Origin of the sequence: Desulfomicrobium apsheronum (assembly GCF_900114115.1) — a bacterium.
Lineage (GTDB): Bacteria > Desulfobacterota > Desulfovibrionia > Desulfovibrionales > Desulfomicrobiaceae > Desulfomicrobium > Desulfomicrobium apsheronum.
In genome coordinates this window covers 25,135-46,375 of sequence record NZ_FORX01000024.1, presented here as the reverse complement: position 1 = coordinate 46,375, position 21,241 = coordinate 25,135, and the positions used below count along the sequence as shown (strand labels likewise).

The window sequence follows — 21,241 nt, the reverse complement described above, 5'->3', positions numbered from 1 at the left end:
CGGCGATGACTATAGTCATGCCGCTGCGGTAGCCTTCGGTGATCCAGCTGCCTGCGTTGCGCGTGATGGTGTCGTTCTCGTCAGCCTGTCCGTCGTTGTCCGTGAAGGTGATCCAGTTGCCGACGATCTCGAGCGACGATGCGGTGCTGGTCTCGGAAGTCAGGTTCGCGGATTCGAGAGTGATCATGTCATGCGTCAGCGAAGCAATCCGGTACTCGCCGCTGTTTCCGGCATTGGCCGCATTGACGATGCGGATCAGTTGCCCGACCTCGAACCCGTCCTCGATCCAGCTTCCTGCGCTGCGGCTGATGGTGTCCTCGTCTGACAGCGTGATCCAGTTGCCACTGATCTCAAGGGAGGAGGAGGTGTTGAAGTCGGTCGCCAGGATGCCGCCTAGAGAAAGGATCAACACCTTGTCGTTGACCTCGGCGACAATGAAATACCCGTTGTTCTCCTCGAGATCGGCCCCCGTCACCCGAATCTGCTGCCCCACGAAGAAGCCGTCCTTCAGCCAGCTGCCCTTTTCGCGCACGATCGTATCGCGCTCGTCGCCATTGTTCTTGAAGCTGAGGTTCTGGGAGGACGAAACCAGGAAATCCCGGCCCGAGACACGCCAATCCGTCCCGGCGAGCACGAGTTCCTTATCCTCGCCGGTCTTCAGGCTCTGGACCTCAATGGCCCATTGGGTTTGATTGTCGATGTCGATGGTGCCGAATCCATCCATGACCTTCAGGAGGCCGTCCTTGTCCGTGGCCATGATATGGCCGGTGAGCTGTATGAGCCCGCCTGCCGTGGCGACGTCGTCGATGATCAGCCTGTCGGTTTCATGATTGTACTGGACTTCGATGGGTTGAAACCTGACAGACGGATCGGGATGAACCAGGGTGATCCATTTGGTCTCGCTTGCGTCCTCGAGAAGGGCGATCTGTTCGGCAAGCGTCCGAGGGATCGTATCCATCTGGTCGTGAACCACGAGCATGTCGTCGGTCAGCGTTAGTGAGTGGTTCTCGAATCCGCTCTGGATCGGACCGTTGATGTTCAACACCCTGGCGGTGATGAAGACGTTGTTACCGGCGATGACCGATCCGCTGTCGGTACGGTGTGTCGTATTGCTCGTTTCCCAATCATCCGGGTTGATCTTGTTCCCGTACTGATCGAACTTGACAGTGGCCTCGTTGGCATCGGCAACCGGTGTCCACAGGGAGACCGGATCGCCGCCCACATGATAGGTGTCCGTTGCGATGACCACGTCGCGCCCGGCCTTGATCTCAATGGTTTTGGCCTGGATGGTGGACCTGGAAATGCGGTTGCCGTCACTGTCCTTGAGATCCTTGATGAAGATGCTGCCTTCCTTGTTGAAGACCCTGACCGTTCCGAGATTGTTCAGGATAGTGGCTCCCTTGATCTCGATGTCTGGAGCGGGGGCGGTCGCCAGGTCCCCGGTCGGCGGCGGGTTGTAGGTGTTGCGGATCTCGATCAGCGGGACCGGGGTGTTCTTCGCTGTGGTAACGGCGCTGAACTGGGAGAGTCCGGAGCCGTTTCTCGCCTGGATTGAAGCGTTGTCATGGACCTGCGCGCCGTTGAAGGTGATGGTGCCTCCAACATCCTTGATGGTCAGATCGTTGGTGATGCGCAGGTAATAGGGACTGTGGTTCTCGATGGTGATCCGGGCGTCGCCGGGAGCATCAAGGATGCCGCGGCCGGTGAGGCTGTCGCCCCGGATAATGATGTCGCCGGACTGGGCGGTGATCTCTGGAGCCTCGATGTAGGTGACGGGCATGGATTTGACACCACCCGGACCGACGAGACCGAGTTCGGTCAGCTGATACCACAACTGGTCGATCTGGGCCTGGATGCCCACGGCTGCGGCAGTGCCCTGTATGCCGAACTTTCCCTTGTCCGCTTCGAGCTGCCTGATCTCGGCGACGATGTTGGCAGCAAGATCCTCTTGGCTGACCGTGGGCATTTTCACGCCGTCACTGACATCGATCAGCGAATTCACGTCGCCCTTCTGTACCCTGGCGCCGTAGACGCTGATCGATGTGCCGCTCTCGTTGGTCTGAAACTGACGGCTGCCGTCCAGGGTCATCGTTTCGAAGAGTCCGTCGTTGTCAAGGTCGTCGATGGACAGGATACGGAAAGTGCCGTTGTTCCCATCGTTCGCATCGGCAATGACGATATACTGGAATTCCTGAAAGCCCTCAGCGTACCAGTCGCCGGAGCTCCTGGCGATCGTGTTCTCCGTGACGCCGATGGCGAGGCTGGTCCCGGGCTGCAGAACAACCTGCTTCTCAACGATCCTGGTCGCCACCCCGAGTACGCCTTTGTCGCCGGAAGTGGTGAATCCCGCCTCGTCTTGGGCAAAGGTTGGCCCTCCGTGGGACAGGAAGATCACATTCGCCGCGACGTAGTCTATCCGGTACAGCCCGTCATTTGCCGAGCCGACCACCTGGATCGAGTGGCCCGCGAGGAATTTCATATCCTCCCAGTTATCACCATCGTCCGTGAGCTCGATCATGTCTCGGGCGCCGTCGACACCCTTGACGAACTTCATCACCCTGTTGTCCGGCACTTTGAAGGTCTGCACCGGGGAGGTCTGGATGACCGTGTCGCTGGAGTTGGCCGATTCCGTGCCCTGGGTGAGGTCGTAGTCGAAACTCAATTCGAGAACGGTTCCCGTGACCCCATCGATGACATAGGCACCGTCATTGGCATTCGAGTTTTCAATAAAGAGAGTCTGCCCGGAGTTGAACCCGTCGGTGGTCCACGATCCTGTGCTGCGGATGATCTTGGCCTTGTTGGTCACATAGTTGATGTCGGCGGTAGATGAGGCGGTGACCCTGAATCCGGTCGCCTGACCACTGTCGACGGTGTCGGATTGCACGGCGCCAGTGATGATCAAGGTATTGCCCGATACCGAATGGATTTGGTAGCTGCCGTTGTTGGCCGAAATATCGGCCCCGCTGATGGTGATCGTATGGCCTGGCTGATAGTCTGAGGACCAACTGCCTGCGGCCCTCTTGATCTTGGCGCGCGCCTCGGCAAAGCCGATGTCGTCGGTGATCGTGACGGAGAGGGTAACGGTCGCGCCGTTGTTTTCCGTATCGCTGTCGGTATAGTTCACGATGCCCGAACCGCCTGCCAGGGTGATGGTTTTGCCGCTGACTGAGGCGATGGTGTAGACGCCGGTATTCGGATTGAAGCCACCGAGATCGGCAAAGGATATCGTTTGTCCGGCCTTGAAAACCGAGGTGTCCCAGTTGGCGTCGCTTTTGGTGATTGTCGCGGCTGCAGGGTCGGAGCCAGTCACTTCCGAGACAAAGGTCAGGCGTACCCCGGCTGCGAGATTTACGTCCTTTTGAACCACGGCTGTGGCGTTGCTGTCCGTGCCGTTGTCCACGAGGTTCCCGGACACAAGACGGATGAGGCCCCCATCAATGGATTCGATGGCGTAGGTTCCGTTGTTTGTCGCGTCGGAGGCACCGCTGATGATGACCCTGTTCGCGCTCTGGAATCCTTGGCTGGTCCAGACGGAGCTCCCGACTTCGATTTCGGGCCGGGCCTCGACGAAGTGCAGGCTGGCAGTTCCCGAATCGATCTCGGTAGTTACTTCGACTCCGGCGGCCGAAGCGGGAGAAATTCCGTACGTATCTTCCAGTAAAATCTCTTCAGCAGTGACTGTGACGACGTTATAGGTCGTGCCGCCGATGGTGATTTCGCTGGTGGTCGAAAGAAAACCATCATCCAGCCAGCTTCCCCCGTCGGTCCGGATGAGCGAGGTGCGCTTCTGGATGAACTCCAGGTCCGGCCTGGGGGTGATAGCCATCTGGGCGTGGTCGGGGCTTTGGCGCACGGCCTGAACCAGGACGTTGGCGTTGCTGTCCGACTCGGCAGTCAGCGTGCCATATACCGAAAGCGTGTCGCCGGAGACCGAGGCAATCCTGTAGCTGGCGTCGTTTCCGGTCGAGCCGACGACCCGGATGTACTGGCCCCGGGCGAACCCGGCGGTTGCCCAGTCCAGCCCGTCGTTTCTCGTGATCGTTCCGGCGGCCCCGAAATTCAGGAGGGTCGTGGCCAGACCAAGCTGGATGGGATCGTTGGAGGTTACCTGCTCGACGACAAATATTACGGCCTGGTCATCCAGGACATCTGCCATGAGTTCGCTTTCGAGGACGAGTTCCACGTCGTTAAGGGAGCTGATCCTGTAGATGCCGTCGTTGCCTGCGGAGTCTCTGACCGCTATGTATTGCCCCGCTTCGAAGCCGTCGCTCAACCAGCTTCCAGAACTCCGGGAGATCGTGTCCGCATTCAGGGGATCGACAGTGAAGTTCAGACGTGTGGGCACTGCGTCCTGATCGGTCAACTGGATGGGGGCAAACTGCTGATTGGTGTTGGCGACGGTCAGCCATCTGATATTGTGGGCGCCGGCACGGACATACCCATCGACGCGAACGTTCGCGCTGGCGTCCTGACGGGACGAAGACGTTTCGATCTTCAGAGAGACGGGATCGAGGCCGAAGAGTGAACCGAAAAAGTTGGCGATGGCAGCCAGGACTTCCCGATAAAGGTCCGTGGCTTCCCCTTTACCGCTTGCGTAGGTGTATCCCTTCTGCGCATCGAGATAAACGTTCGCGTCGGCGGCTACGGTCGCCCCTGTCTTGATGTGGATGAGGTTGGACTGCACGGCTTCGCCGTGGGCTTTCGGATCGTTCTCGATGGGGATGACCGTCTTGTTCCATAGATCGGTGCTGGCCTTCACGTTGAAGCTGTTCCCGACCCCGGCCTTGAGGACGATGTCGCCCTTGGACATGAGGCGGGCACCATCATCGAGGATCATCCGGGTGTCGGCATGGACCGAGGCATAGGACTCTCCTTCGGCTGCCCCGGCCAGGCCGTAGGTCTTGGCGTTCGCCAGGCTGTAGACGTTCGCGCCAGAACGGGTGGCTATGGAGATGTTTCCGTCGGCGGACAGGAGTGCATCGCCTATGGTGATGGTGTTGGTGTTGGTATTGTTGACGATGCTCGATTTGGCCTTGGCCCAGGCGATGGCCCCGCCGGAATCGAGCTTGACCTTGTCCGTGGCGTTGACCTGGTTGCTGCTGGCGATGCTGATGCCGTCGGTGGTGGCGATGTTGACGTCGTCGGCAACCGAGATGGTCGTCCTGTTGCTTATGACCGTGGAACTCGATGCGGCGGGCCCTCCTGCCAGGCCTCCGGTTCCGGCGGTGACATCGTAGTCACCGATCGAGTTCTTGTTGACGATGTTGTTGGCGTTTGCCACGACAGAGCCCGCCTGGATGGCCACACCCTGGCCGAAGCCGATGCCCACGTTGGCATCGGCGATGTTGACGAGAGTGGATCCGCTCGCGCCCACGACTCCCGCCGCGATGCTGTCGGCGCTGGCCCCAAAGGCTGCGGTGTGCTGCGAGAGCATCAGCAATTCGTTTTTGATGTCGACGCGGGTCGTCTCATCCACACCCATGACGACCTGAGTGTTACTGGTGTTGCGGGTCGTCGCCTCGGCTGCCGCACCCGCCACCACGCCGCCGCTTCCGGCAACGACATGGGCAGTGTTGTTTTCGTTGCCCACGGCATGGATGTCCAGCCCGCCCCCACCAATGGTGACATTTCGGCCCAGAGAGGCATGGGCCAGGGTGTTGGAGGTGACGAATGCCTTGTTCGACCCTACGGCAACAATGCCGAAAGCGAAGCCGCTAGCCACTGCCTGTTGTTTTGCCTGCAGATCGGCGTGGACCTTCGTGGTTCCGGTCATGGCGATGCTGGTCGTTTTGCCGCTGTCGTCGCCGACATAGGCCCTGACCTGCCCCTCATCCGTTACCTCGGCTCGAGTCCCGACCACACCCAGCAGGAGGCCTCCGGCCGAGCCATAGGCTTTTGCCGTGGCCGAATCTCCACTGACAGGGGTGCGGCTGGCGCTGATCACGAAATCGTTAGGTCCGCTTGCCGACTCAGCGCTCCTTATCGTCGAGCCGCCGCCGACATAGGCAGTAACCTTGGGAGAGACCGTTGATTTTGCGAAAGAACCACCCACAGAACCGACCAGGGACAGGGTTACCCCTTGCGTCCAGGCGTCGACCTTGACGTTGGATTCTGCGATGATCGAGCCGCTGCCGGTCAGTTCCACATCGACATCGGACCCGATAAACGCTGTTATGTCAGGTGTGATGGTCGCGCTTGACGTATTGATGGTGCCCGCACCGATCCCTGCTGCCATGGCTGTGGATCTGGAGGAGATCGTGCTTGTGGAAATTGCCTTGACGTTCAGGTTGTGAACCGAGTCGTCGGTGTGCTTTCCGATCTCGACATGATTGTCGACAAAGGCGCTTGTCTCCCCCTTGATCGTGCCCGTGGCGATGGAAGCACCGCCTGAGACGATGCCTATTGTGGCACCCAGGGTCTTGCCTGTCGCATTCTGGTTGCTGGTTGCCTGAACGAGCACTTCGTCGGCCTTGACCACCCGGGTTATTTCCGTTGCCGATGCGCCGCTGATGAATGCCCTGGTAGAACCTGTTGCGGCCACGTCCTTCGGATCAAAGCCGATGTTGTTGGTGACGACCGCACCGCCCAATGCCGCACCCACCGCCCCGGCCAGACTCAGCGAGAAAGCATTTATGACCGCAGTATCGGATGCGGTGACCTGCACGTCGTTACCGGCTGAAATGGTGGATCCATTAAGGACGCCCGACTCGATGGTGTTGCAGATGGTGTTGATAGATGCCGAGGCGCTGAGGGCTCCGCCAAGCGCCGCACCGATGCCCGCCGACAGGGAGAGAATCTTGGAGCTCGAGCTTGTCCAGGCAGAGACGCCACCGGTTTCGGCAGTCACAGCGGAATGATCGATCGTGGCGCGGACGGTGTTTTTGATCAGATTGTCGGAAATGGCTGCGCTGCCCGCAACGCCTCCCGCCACCGCGATGCTGCCTGCAAAGGAGACGATGTTGGCCGTTTTGTCGAACTCGCTCTGGGTCACGGCCTTGGAGCCCAGCACCTTGCTGGGCAGAGGCATGCCGGTCAGGAAGTTCTTGCCCGGGGCGGTATCACTGGCTTCAACCTGCACCGAGCCTTGGGCAGTCACTGAAGAATCCTTGATCGACGCCGACACGGTGTTGCGCACTTCGTTGAGGGTCACGGAGGCGTTTCCGCCGGCAACTCCCGCACCGGCCAGACCTGCCGCAAGCGAACGGATGGTGGCCGGTGACGAAGAGTTCAGGATGACGTCACCGGTATCGGAGACCACGGTCGAGCCGGTCACCAAGGTGGTGACGGTGTTCCCGATGAAATTCTTGGAGATCGCTGCCCCGGCTCCGACCGTTCCGGAAGCCGCCAGCCCAACTGCAATGGAGTCGATGGTCGCTGCGTCCGTGGCGGACAGGGACAGGGAGCCCGCAGTCACCGTGGAGGCTCCGGCATCGTCGTCCACGATGGAGGCGCTGATCGTATTTGCGATCTCGTTGATGGTCAAAGACAGCTGTGCCGCCACCAGGCCCGAACCAGCCACGCCGCCGACGAAGCTCAGAATGTCGGCTTCCGAGGTCGCCACTAGGCTGGCCGCGCCGATGCTGGTCAGGCTCGATCCCGACACTTCGGTGGTGATGGAATTGGTGATGAGGTTGTAGCCCACTGTGCCGTTTATGGCAGCGACTCCTGAACCAGCCAGGCCGAGGCCGACGGAGGTGATGGACGAGGAGTCCGTGGCCGACAGGGAGGCCGTGGTGGCGGCCGTGACATTGGAACCGTTGCTGATGGACGCGTCCACCGTGCTTTCGATGGCGTTGCCGAAGCCGGTGATATTGAGGGCCACGCTGCCGGCGACGCCCACGCCGGCGGTCAGGGCGATGATGCCGGACGAACTGGAGGCATCCAGGGTCACGCTGCCTGCGGAGGTCACGTCGGCATCATTGATTTCCGCCTGCACGGTGTTGAGAATGACGTTGCCGGTCAGGGCACCGCTCGCGGCCACGCCGCCACCCGCCACGCTGACGTTGACGGCCAGGATGTTGGCATCCAGCTCGATGGGGGAATCCGCAAGGCTCGCGGCAAGATCCGCCTTGTATTGGACCGGAACGATCCAGGCAGGAATGAAACTCGGCGCCAGTTCCTGCGCAGAAACATAAATATCGCCTTTGGTCGTGACAGTGGAACCCGACATGGCCGACCGGACATCGCTGGTGACCATGTTGCCGAGAACGCCGACAGTGACGGCCACGCCGCCTGCTCCCACATTGAGCGCGAGGGCGCGGATGACCGCCGACGATTCGGAAAGAACGCTCAGCGATGCATCGCCGGTAATGGTCGATCCGCTGATCTGGGCCTCGGTGGTATTGACGATGACATTGGCCGAAAGCGCCACGCCGACCCCGACGCCGCCCGCCGCGACGCCGAAGGAGAGGGCGTCAATGACAGAACTGTTCTCCGCCTGGATCGTCATCGCCCCACCGGCATGAATGACCGAGTCCGCAATCACCTCGGCCGTGGTCAAGCCGGTGATAAAGTTGCCGGATAAGGCAACATGAACACCTACCCCCCCTGCGGCAACCCCGCCCGTGAGGGCCATGATCTTCGCATTGGAGAGTGCCGTGATATCAAGGGTCGTGCCGCTCGTCACCGTGGATGCATCAACCCTGGCATCAACCGTGCTAGAGATCAGATTGCCAGCCGCCATGAACCCGACGCCGACAGCGCCACCCGCGACCCCGATCCCCAGAGCGCGGATGCTCGCCGAATTTTCGGCAGTGATAGCCACCGCTCCGCCGGCATTGATCACGGACGCCTTTTCAACCGTCGATTTGACGATGCTGGTGATGTCATTACCGTAGCCGACCACGCCCACGGCCACGGCACCGCCCGCCACGCCCACGTTGAGCGATGTGATGCCCGAACTGGAAGCGGAATCCAGCGCCACCTTGCCGGTGGTCGACGTAACGATGGAGTTGTCGATCTTCGCTTCGGTGGTGTTGATGACGAGGTTGCCGACCAGAGCCACGTTGACACCCACGGCACCGGCACCAACGTTGATCGTGGCCGAAAGGATGTTGGCATCCAGGTCAATGGGGGTGTCATCAAAAATCGACTCAAGATCGGCCTGGTACTGGTCCGGAATGATCCAGTCGGGAATGTTGTCTGGCGCCTGGTCCAGGGCGGAAATGACGATATCCCCGTTTGCCGTGACGGCGGAATCCGTCACGGTCGCCTGAACGTTACTGGTCAGCGCATTGCCGAGCACGTTGACGTTGACGCCCACCGCGCCCGCGCCCACGTTGACGGCCAGGGAACGAATAATGGCCGAGGACTCGGCCAAAACTTGCAGCGAGGCGGCATTGGTCAGGGTCGAACCGCTGATCAGGGCCTCGGTGCTGTTGTCGATGACATTGGCGGAGAGGGCTACGCCGACCCCGACCGCACCTGCTCCGACCCCGAAAGCCAAGGCATCGATGGCGGCGCTGTTGACCGCCTCGATGGTGGTGGCACCGCCAGACTCAAGTACCGACCCGGCAACCACTCCGGCCTTGGTGGTTCCGGTGACGATATTGGCGGAGAAACTGGCATTGACCCCGACCGCACCGGCGCCGACCGCACAGGTAAGGGCGATGATATTCGCATCGGAGAGAGCCGTGATATCAAGGGTTGTGCCGCTCGTAATCCCGGATGCATCCACTCTGGCATCAACCGTGCTGACGATCAGGTTCCCCGCCGCCATGACGCCGACAGCGACTGCACCACCCGCTACACCTATCCCCAGAGCGCGGATGCTCGCCGTGTTTTCGGCGGTGATCGCCACCGCTCCGCCGGCATTGATAACTGAACCATTTTCAACCGTCGATCCGACCATGTTGGTAATCACGTTGCCGTAGCCGACCACGTTGACGGCCACGGCGCCGCCGCCCACGCCCACATTGAACGAGGTGATGCCCGATTCTGAGGAGGAACCGACTGCCACCTTGCCGGTGGTCGACGTAACGATGGACTTGTCGATCTTCGCCTCGGTGGTGTTCAAGACAAGGTTGCCCACCAAGGCCACGTTGACACCCACTGCGCCGGCCCCGACGTTGATGGTGGCCGAGAGGATGTTGGCATCCAGGTCGATGGGGGTGTCGTCAAGAATCGCCTCAAGATCTTCCTGGTACTGGTCCGGGATGATCCACTCGGGAATGATGCTAGGCGCCAGGTCTTGGGCGGAAATGACGATATCCCCGTTTGCAGTGACGGTGGAATCCTTCACGGTCGCCAGGACCTTGCTGGTCAGCGCATTGCCAAGCACGTTGACGTTGACGCCCACCGCGCCCGCGCCCACGTTGACGGCCAGGGAACGAATGATGGCCGAGGACTCGGCCAAAACTTGCAGCGAGGCGGCATTGGTCAGGGTCGAACCGCTGATCAGGGCCTCGGTGGTATTGACGATGACATTGGCGGAGAAGGCTACGCCAACCCCGACGGTGCCCGCCGCCACGCCGAAGGCCAGCGCGTCGATGGTGGACGTGTTCGAAGCATGAGTCGTCATCGCGCCGCCGACTTCGAGTGTCGAGCCCGACACCAGGGCGTTGGTCTTGGCGGTGATGACATTGCCGGTGAGCGACACCAGCACGCCGACAGTGCCGGATGCCGCAACGCCGCCGGCCAAGGACAGGATGCTCGACTCGCTGATTGCCGCGACACCAAGGGCCCCGTCGCTGGTCACCGTGGACCCGGAAATCTCCGCCACAACCGTATTGGTAATCACGTTCGCGGCGATCAGGGCACCGACGGCCACAGCGCCCGATCCGGCCACGCTGACGCCCAGCGAACGGATCATCGACTGATCCTTCGCGGTCAGATCCACCAGACCGCCGGCCGTGACCGTGGAGCCGTCAGAGATGGCTGCCTTGGCCCGGTTGGTGATGACGTTTCCGTAACCCGTGACGTTCACGGCCACCGATCCTGATCCGGCGACGCCGATGGTCAGCGCCATGATGCCGGCTTTGGACAAGGCATCGACAACCACCGCGCCGTCGGTTGAAACTTTAGAGTCGCTGATTTCCGCATCTATCGTGTTGGCAATCATATTGCCGACAAGAGCGGCATTGAACGCCTCTGATCCGGATGCGGCCACGCTGACCATCGCGGCCAGGATATTGCCGGAAAGATCGATGGGCGAGCCTGCAAGGTTGCCGTTGAGTTCCGCAGCCCTGTTTGCCGGCACGATCCAGTCCGGGATCGAGCTGGGGGCGATGTCTTTGGCCAGAACCGTCACATCCCCGACCGCCGTCACAATGGACCCGCCACTGATCGCGGCCCTCACCGTGTTGGCCACCGCGTTGCCCAGTGCCGAAACCTGAACGGCCGTGGAACCGGAACCGGCCACGCCGATGGCCAGCGCGCGGATAATGGAGGAGGATTCGGAGGTCAGTGACAGCGTCGAACCGGTCTCAAGCGTCGAACCAAAAATCCCGGACTCAATGGTGTTCACAATGGCATTGGCGGCCAGAGCAACGCCCACGGCCGTACTGCCGCTTCCCGAAACGCCGAAGGCCAGCGCATCAATGGTGGAGCTGTCCTTGGCGGAAATGGAGACGGCACCTCCGGCGGTCACGATTGAGCGACTCGCATCGACAGCGGTCAGGTTGATCGCCGTGCCAGCATCGGCGTCGCCTTTCGAAACAGCCAGCTTGATCATTCCGCTGGCATCGCTCACGATGGCGTAATAGGTCTCGCCATCCTCTAAACCGGTGATGGCCGAGTTTCCTCCGCTGCTATAGGTAACGGCGTCGCCTGTCTTCAGCCCATGGGCTGTGCCCAGATCGATGGTATCATGAGCGAGGTCTACTTTGGTGGACGGGTCGAACTGCTTCTTCCCGTTCATTGCGGCAGTGAGGCTGTGCGTTAGCCCTGCCCCGGTGGTTATGCCCGCCTTGGTGGTAGTGGCAATAACATTGCCGGCCAGGGTCACCTGTACGGCCGTCGAGCCCGATGCCGCCACGCCGCCGGCAAAAGCCATAATATCGTCGTCGGAGAGCGCCGTAATACTTAGAGCTCCACCGCTCGCCACCTCCGACCCTGATATCTGGGCCGCAATTTGGTTGGTGATCACGTTGGCACCGACAATGCCGGAAATCGCATTGCTGCCGGATGCGGCGATGCTGAGGCCAATGGAACGGATCGACGAATCATCTTCAGCGGTAAGCCCAACCTGATCGGCAGCCCTGACATTCGAACCACCGATAATCGAAGTTTCCACCCTGTTGGTGATCACGTTGCCAAAGGCGGTTCCCTGGATCGCAAGGTCGCCGGAGGCTCCCACACCCACCGAGACAGCCAGGATGCCTGCCTTGGAATATGCGTCAAGGAACACATCGGCGTCTTCGTTCACTATAGTCCCGGTGCTGCTCACGCCCGCCCGTACGGTTGATCCGCTGATTTCCGCCTGAATCGCGTTCGCGACCGCATTACCCATCAGGGACACGCCGACGGCCTTCTGTCCGGTCCCGGCAATACTGACATTGAGCGCCAGGATGCTTGCCCTGAGATCAATGGGTGAGTCTTCCAGATATTCGTCAAGGGCGTCCTGCTGCTCCTCGGAAATCATCCAGTCCGGGAGCATTGACGGCGCCTCGTCCCTGGCCGACAGGATAACATCCCCGACGGCCGTGACCGTTGACCCGCCGGTGATCGCGGCTCTCGCCGTGTTGACCGCCACGTTGCCCTGACCGGTCACCGCCACCGCATTTTCACCGGAACCCGCAACCGCCAGCCCCAGGGCGCGGATGATCGCGGAATTCGTGGCCTCGATGGAAACATCTCCCCCCGCGGTGACTGTGGAGCCGGAAATCTCCGCTTCGATGGTGTTGGTGATGACATTGACGGCCCCGGCCGCCCCCACGGCGGTCTTGCCGGACGCACCCACGCCCAGGGCGATGGTGTTGATCTCGCTGGTACCCGACGCAGTGACGGACACGTCCCCGCCGGCATCGACCGTGCTCCCCTCGATGGTCGCCCGCGTCCCGGCTGTCAGAACGCTGACCGCCAGGGCCCCGGCAATGCCGTTCTGCTTCGACACCCCGGCGGACATGGCCAGCGACAGGAGGTCTTCCGATGAAGTCGCCTGGACGATCACGTCCTGGTCGGCGATCACTTTGGCGGAGGAACCGATAGAGGCACTGGTGTCCTTGACGATCACGCCCACATCCAGCCCGATGCCCACGCCCGTGCCTCCGAAGGCGGCAGCGATGCCACCCGCGCCGTTCACAATCCGCGTGGCGCTGGAGGCTTCGACGCCGACGCCGACGCCCTGGTTCGCGCCGGGGGTGAACCCGGTTGTGGCGTTGATCTGCGCGCCTTCACCGATGGAGGCATGTGTGTTCTGAACCAGCACATCCACGATGGCCGATCCGCCCACCGCGGCCTTGGCTTCGCTGTCCGTGCTGACACCGCCGCCCGCAGCGATGGACGAGATTTCCGGAGAGACTGAAGGCAATCCGGGAATATCCAGTTTTAATGGAGTTATCGAGGATGTGGCGTCAACGGACAGCATCTCCTTTGCATCCGCATGGACATTGCCGCCGATGAACGCATCCGTGTTTTGAACGATGACGTTGGCGGCCACGGCTATGCCGACACCGGCTTTCTTGCCGACACCGCCGCCGCCCGCGATGTTCTGGTACGCGATAGCATTGTCCGCCTCTATGGCGATGCCGCCGGATGAAGTGAGGTCGGCGCCCTCACCGACGGAGGCTTCCGTGTCCATGTCCAGGACATTGATACCGGCCGATCCGGCCACTCCGTTGGCAGACTTGCCGCCGCCGATGGCCAGTGCCCAGACTCTGGCGTCGTTGGTCTTGCCAGTAGGTGTTACTGCCTTGACAGTGATCCCATCGGCCTCCACCGTAGCATCTGCGCCAATAAGCGCCCTGTTCGACACGTCCGCCACGTTGAGGCCGACTGCGGCGCCCACGTTCGTCTTGTTGTCCTGGTTTTCAGCATCCGTGGAAATGGACGCCCCTACAACCATCGTGGCAAGATCGGTTTCGCTTTCAGCCAGAATATCGAGCGCCCCGCCTGCGATGACATGAATGCCGTCAGCGATGGATGCCGTGGTGTCGGAAGTCACCCAGTTCACGCCGATCGCGGCAGCCACGCCGACGCTGGCCGACCCGGTTCCCTGGTCATTGTCTCCACCGCCACCGGTGCCGCCGGGATTGTTGGTTTGATTGGTGGCGTTCGTGTTGGATTCAGCCAGGTTGTCCTGGGCCTTGGGCAGGGCCTTGGTGCCGCCCGTGGCGGAATCGGCCTGGGTCTGGGCCGTTTCATCGCTGCTCTTCCCGCCGTCTTCCTTGCTCTTGTTGCCTTTGGCGCTGGCGGTGATGTCCACGTGGCTGACTTGCGTCGCCGAGGCCATGATATCCGCAGTCCCGCCCGCCGTGATGTCACGCGCTATCGTCGCCGTGGTGGAATCGGCAATGATGCTGACGCCGACAGCCGCTCCAACACCCACCTTGTCGCCGGCCACCGATGCGTCCGCCTTGGTCTGCGCCGTGGCCGTGTGCCTGGCCTGGACAGTCAGGGCGCCGGTCAGAGAGAGGGTGCTCAGGTCACTTTCAGACCCGATTCTCGCGGTTGTATCGTTATCCACATAGGCCACCGCAACTACCGGACTCACCGCCGTGCCGCCCGCCGCGCCGGCCTTGGCAGTCGTCCAGACGCCATGATGCGAATCGGCAACGAGGGTGAGATCATCTCCGCCCGTGAGGATGGCCGTATCTTCGATCTCGGCCCGGGTGACGTTTACGGAAAGCGAGTTCAGCGCGATGGAGGCCCCGACACCCACATTGCCCCCCGAAACCTTTGAAGCTGCGTTGACAGAGTCATTTTGCGTGTTGACGGCCGTGAGGACGACATCACCGCTCCCGGCCGCAACCGTTGCCCCGCTCTTGATCACTGCCTCGGTGCGGTTCGTGACGATGTTCAGGGCCAGAGACCCGGCAACCCCGACCTTCGAGGCCCCTGCGCCCGACTGGGCATCGGCGCTGAAACTATGCGTCTTTTCAATCAGTTTCTGTCCGGTCCCCGAGGCTCCCGCCGTCAGGTCTATCGTCTTGCCTTGCAGCGCGTCCTCTGCCGTGGCGGCCAGCTTCACGGCGGCAGGATTGACGATGGTCAGTTTGTGATCGAACAGACCGATGTTATCGAGGGAGAACTTGAGATCCACGACGGCCTTGGTATCGGGGTCGAGCAACTGGATCCGGTTCGTGCCTGCAATCAGTTTGACCGCGTAGGTCGCTCCTTCTTTCAGCCCGCCAACGGCCCCAAGGTTCAGGAGGTTGGCCTTGGAGTAGACCACCAGATCCCCGTCCTTCAGAAAATGATCAACCCCCAGGTCGATCCAGTTGTCCTTGTAGCCAACCGTGCCGAGCAACGAGTCATCGATGTTGACCCCAAGCGTGGACATCACCGTCTTGAACGTGTTCACCACGTCCGCGCCCGGATCTATGCCCAGATCCTGAAGGCAACTCACGAAATCTGCGATGGTGGAGGGCAGGATGTTGAAATTTCGGATGTTGTCCATGACCGCGTAATAGGTCTCGCCGCTGGTCAGTCCGCCTATGCTCGCGCCGCCGCCGTTGTCGTAGACAACCGTGTCCCCGGTCTGGAGCCCGTTATCGGCGCCGACATCGATGCTGTCCCTGGTCGCGGAGACATCTGTCAGGGCAAAGGGTTTTTCCTCCCCTGCCATCTTGGCCTCGATCACCAGCCCGTTCGCGCTTACGTTGGCTCCGGTACCGATAAAGGCGTTATTCTGGATGTCCGTGTAGTTGAGCGCTACGGCGGCGCCTATGCCAACGCTGGTGCCATTCGGATCAACAGCGCTGCCGTCGGCCCTGGACGTGGCATCCGTATTGTTCGATGCGCTCAGGGTCAGGGTTCCGCCCGCGACGACCCTGTTGTTGTCGGGAAGGTACGCCTTGGATTCCGACAGGGTAATATTTACACCGACAGCCGCCGCGACGCTGACGCCGCCATCCGAAGTCTCGGCTTCTGGCGTCTCGGTGGTGCCGCTTCCCTTGGTCCCCGCCTCGCCAGCCTTCTTGTCGGCCAGGCCGCGCTGGGCCCCGACCTGCTGGTCCACCCCGTGGGTTGGTGTGCTGCCGTCCTCCTTCTCTCCCTCGGCGCCCTTGGCGCTGGCCTTGGCCACGGCGGTGCTGGTCATGGAATTGAGCGCCGTGAAGCTCACGTCACCTGCCGCACCGATCTCTCTTTGGGTCGTTGCAATCGCGCTGTCGTCGACCACGTTCAGGCCAAGCGCGATGCCTACCGCCGCGCTGCCCCCGGAAGCCGCCCCGTCGGCTTTGGTGACAACGACACCCCGATGGGTGGCCGAGGCGGACAGGTCACCGCCCAGAGTGAGGGCGCTGCCGCTTCCGATATAAGCCTTGGTTTCGGTATTCAAAACCGCGACGCTGATCGCCCCGCCGATACCCACGCCGCTGCCGCCGGCCGCATCGCCGCCCGCCGTCGAGGTGGTCGTGGCCTTGCTGATGCTGTCTGCCGACAGGGAGATGTCATTGATGGTTCCGGCGAGGACCGCAGTGTCGGCGATCTGACCCAGAGTGGTCGTGTTGGATATGTTCAGGGCCACGGAAGCCCCGATCCCAAGATTGCCCCCCGCGCTGACCGGCGCGGACTTGGCCAGGGTCAAGTTCTGGGTTCCGCTGCCAGTCGAGGTCAGGTTGACGGCCGTGCCTGCAGCGGCATTGGCGGCCGTGGCTGCCAGCTTCACCGTCGACGACCCGGCGGCAATCACATAGTAGGTCTTGCCCTTGACCAGGCCCCCAATGGCCGTACCCTCGCCGCTGTCGTACACCACCGCGTCGCCGGTCTTGAGACCATGATTATCGCTCAGGGCGATGGTGTCGCCACTCAGGCTGACATTGGCCGCACCCGCCGCAAATTCCTTCTTTGCCACCGCATCGCCCGAAACGGCAGTGAGTTTGGCCCCGAGCTGCTGCGTGCCGTCCGTGTTCGCCGTCAGGGTCGTCAGACCCAGCTGGCCAAGGGCCGCAGAGGCATTCTGGGCTTCCACCTTGAAGGGGACCCCGGACCCTGCGGTCGTATCCGTCCAGATGGTCAGCGTCTTGGGCGCATCAAAGATCAGTTGCCCGCCGATGAACTTCACATCCACGACGGCCACGGCGGAGGCATCAAGCTGGCCGGCAGCCACCATGGCCGACTTGATGGCCGCCTTGATGTCGGCAAGCCACTGCTGCTTCCACGTCGTGGCATCGCCGCTGCCAGTGTTGTAGTCCTTCCCCGCCACGGTGACGAAGAAGCGCTCGCTCTGCGTCCCAACCCGCAAGGCAAAATTCAGAGTCTCGCTTTCGCCCACCGGCGCGGTGACTTCCGTCCCGCCGTCCCGGCGATAAAAGACCGGATTTCCGGTCTGGGTCACGGAGGTGGAGGCACTCGTCGCCGCACTGGCGTTCGTCGTGTCGGAGAAGCGCAGTTGCTGCTTGGCCTCGTCGAAGGCGGCCACGAGCTTGCCGCCGTTGCCTGTAGCCCCATTGATCCGGTCGATGATGTCGCCGACCTTGGTGACGCCGTTAAGGGAAACGATAAAGCTGCTGCCGTCGCCAAGCGTGAACTTCAGATCGTCCTGACCAGTCCCCGCCGGGCTGACATCGAGCTGCCCTTCGGCCGTCCCGATCAGTGTCTCCAGAGTGATCAGCGCCGTGTCACCCGCCGCCGTGACCTTCGCCGCCTGCTCCACCGATGCGCCCTTGGCCGTGGCCAGCACCGTAGAATCCGTTGATCCTTCGGCCACGATCTTCACGTCTCCACCCAAAAGGGTGACCTGGGCGCCTTCCTTAATCTGCGCCGTGCTGGTGTTCTCGGAAATGTTCAGCGCCACCGACCCGGCGATGCCGATCTTGCCGCCGCTGGCTCCGGAGACCGCTTCGGCCCCCACCGTGCCGGAGGTTCTGTCCGCGACCTCGGTCCGCTTCGCCTCAACCGTCAGCCACTGGGCCTCTACCTCGGCACCCTGGCCGATGTAGGCCTCGTTGACCGCGTCCACCAGATTGATGGCCACTGCCGCGCCGATGTTCACGCTGGCCGCGCCGTTGGCGTCCGCGGCACTGACGGCGCTGCCGTCGGCCTTGGCCGTGGCGTCGGTCGTGTTGCTCGAAGACAGGGTCAACAGGCCACCTGAACTGACCGTGCCGTTATCGGGGATAAAGGCCCGGGCCGTGGAATCGGCGATGTTCACGCCCACCGCCGCAGCCACGCTGACCCCGCCCTCGCTGGTCTCGGCCTTGGGCGTGGACGGCGCCCCGGACGTGCCCTTCGTGCCCGTCTCGGTCGCCTTCTTGTCCGCCAGCCCTCGCTGGGCCCCGACCTGCTTGTCCACGCCCTCGGAATCGGGAGTGTCACCTTCCTGCTTGGCACCCGCCGCGCTCGCCTTGGCACCCGCAGAACTGGCCGCAGCCGCATGGGCCGCGAACATCAGGTCGCCGGCGGCGGAAATGATCCGCTCCGTGGTGGCCAGGGTGGTGTCGCTTGCCACGTTCAAACCCAATGCAAGGCCGACTCCAGCGCTTACCCCGCCCGCCGAACCATCGGCAAAACTTGTCGTGCTTCCCTTGTGCGTGGCTACCGCGCTCAAAGCTCCGCTCAGGATCAGATCGAGACCACTGCCAAGCGTGGTCTCGGTTTCGTTGTTCGAGACGCTGATCGCCACCGCGCCGCCGATGCCCACACCGCTGCCGCCCGTGGCCGCGCCGCCCGCCTTGGCTTCAGTGATCACGCTGTTGTCAGAGGTCGCGCTCAAGGACAGATCCCTGGCTCCAGTCAGCACCGCGCCATCCGCCAACGCCGCCACGGTCCGGGTGTTGGCGATGTTCAGCGCCACCGAGGCGCCCACGCCCACACTCCCGGCCACCGCGCCTGCGCCAGCAGGCTGGGCTGTCGCCGTAGAAACCGTCGCGCTCTCGGCGGTCAACGTCGCGTCTTTCCCATCCATGATCGCGACATCAGCACCGCTCTTGACCTCAGCCACACTCAATACATCCACAATGTTCAAAGCCAAGGCACCCGCCAGACCAACAGACCCGCCGCTTGCCCCGGACACGGCCTCGGCAGACAGGACGTGTCGTGACGGGGTCTCACCGTTTTCACTGGCGAAGCCCGCACGGACAGCGGCACCCTTAGCCGTGATGGTGCCGGTCCCGCAGAGGTATGCCTGGTTGTCGATCTTGGCGATGTTGATGGCGACCCCGGCCCCAACGCCCACAGAAGCGGAACCCACGGAGCTTCCATCTGCCTTGGCCGAGGCATCGGAGTTGTCCAGGGACTCCACGCTCAGGCTACCGCTTGTGGTCACATCCTGATTACTCGCGACGTAGGCCCGGGTGTGCCCCTTCAGGTCGGTCACCGCCACTGCGCCAGCAATGGTGACCGCCCCGCTGCTGGTTTCCGCCTTGTACTCGCTCAGACGGCTCTCTGTCTGGGTCGATCCGGCTGCCTCTCCAGCGCCGCCCGAGGTGGACTTGGCTGAGGTGGCGATGTTGTCCAGCTTCGATGCGAAAATCGACAGGCTCCCCGCGCTGATCACCGTGGCGCTCTCACCGAGATACGCCTCGGTATCACCGCTGACCACGGCCACGGCCACGCTGCCACCCGCAGCAGTGTCCCCGCCAGCCGATCCGTCGGCGGTTGTGGTCACGCTCCTGGTGTTCGAAGCACCGAGACTGAGGGCACCGGCCACGCTGAAGGCGGTGGTGCCGGTTACGCGGACTGCCGCTGATCCATCGACGATGGATGTCGCCACGGCGGCGTCGGCCGTCACGGACCCGCCCAAGGACTTGGCCTTGGCCAGGGCGGTGGTTGCGGTCGTGGAGGTTGCAGTGATGGTGACGGCGCCGGTGCTGTTGATCTGAGAAGTGCCTGAAATGGAAACAATCGCGTTTGAATGGGTATTTATGAGCGCCACATCCAAGGGCAGACCCAGATCAAGGCCGGCGGCGGCCGTGACGCTCGTGGAGGCGGCGATACTGATGGTGCTGCCGCTCAGGGTTGCGCCATCGATGGTGATTGACGCCTGGGCATGACCGTTCCAACTGTTGTCGACCGCGACCGCTTCAAATTTGATGGTGTCGGTGGCGATCAGCGACGAATCGGGATTGATGGTGATGGTTTCGGCTCCCCAGTCGATCTGGCCGGCGGTGATCGCCACTCCGGGATTGACGATGACGGTATCGTTTCCCCCGCCTCCGACAATTTGGAACAGAGAAGAAAACGAGGTATCGAAACCCTGGATGACAACGGTGTCATCCCCTTCACCCAGGTCGATCAACAGATCGCCGGTCAGGGTGTGCTGAGACCAACTGGCCCCGGAATTCCAACTGTACTGAATAATCCCGTCGGTTGTAGTGCCCCAACCGTCGAGCCAGAGAGTGTCGCCCCCTGCGGTGCCGCTGAGATTGAAAAGCAGGTGCGGGTAGGCGAAATCGGTCAGGGTGGTAGTGGCGATCTGCCCGCTGCTCGCTTCGAGGATCCAGTCACCGGAATGGATCGAGGTGCCGGTAGCGTTGGAGGACGCGGCGACATCGAGTCCGGTCAAATTTGCCAAGGATTGCACGAAGTTGATTCCCGCTTCGCCGGACGCGACATCGCACCCGTAGAGCAGAATGTCGGCGCCATGGTCAAAGCTCGCGGCCCAGGACCCGAGTTCATCTCCGTAACGGTCAAGTTCGGCGAGGCTGACGGTGCTCGCTCCCAGAGTCAGATGGGCGGAACTCCCGTGACTGAAAATGTGGAGCGCATCGACACCGCTGCGACCGTCGAGAATGTCGCCGATCTGTTCGAATCCATCACTGTCACCGTCGAGCTGGTACACGTCGTAGGAAACATTGCCGGGCGAGGCTTCGCGCAGTCCGTCAAGCAGATCCCGATGGTCGGTCACGGAAGCGTCGAGGATAACCAGTTCGGTCCTGGATTCGAAGGAACCCGTGCTGTTTTGCACAGGAGCATCGCCCGCGCTCGACGCTGCGGGATCCACGGCATGCTCCAGAGGCTGTTCGATGGCCACCGTGGCTGCCTGGTCCTGCTGAGCAAGGTCCGGATGCTCCATGCCCAGATCCGCCGAAAGCAGGATGCGGGGCTCCAGGGTTTCAAACCTCATCTTTCGCCGGGGTTCAATCGGAGAAACGGAGCCACGCCTCATGGCGGCGAATCTTTCGCGCAGATGCTTCAGCAT

1 protein-coding gene (cut by a window edge) is annotated in these 21,241 nt (G+C 62.0%); it reads right to left on the bottom strand.

Annotated elements, in window-relative coordinates:
- A protein-coding gene (locus tag BMZ40_RS17420; protein WP_177193252.1) for a DUF4347 domain-containing protein crosses the window boundary here: on the bottom strand, positions 1–21,241 show its 5' portion. Its footprint begins 6,518 nt before the window's first position; 21,241 of the gene's 27,759 nt are visible here — the first part of the coding sequence; the start codon lies at positions 21,239–21,241; its stop codon lies beyond the left edge, outside the window.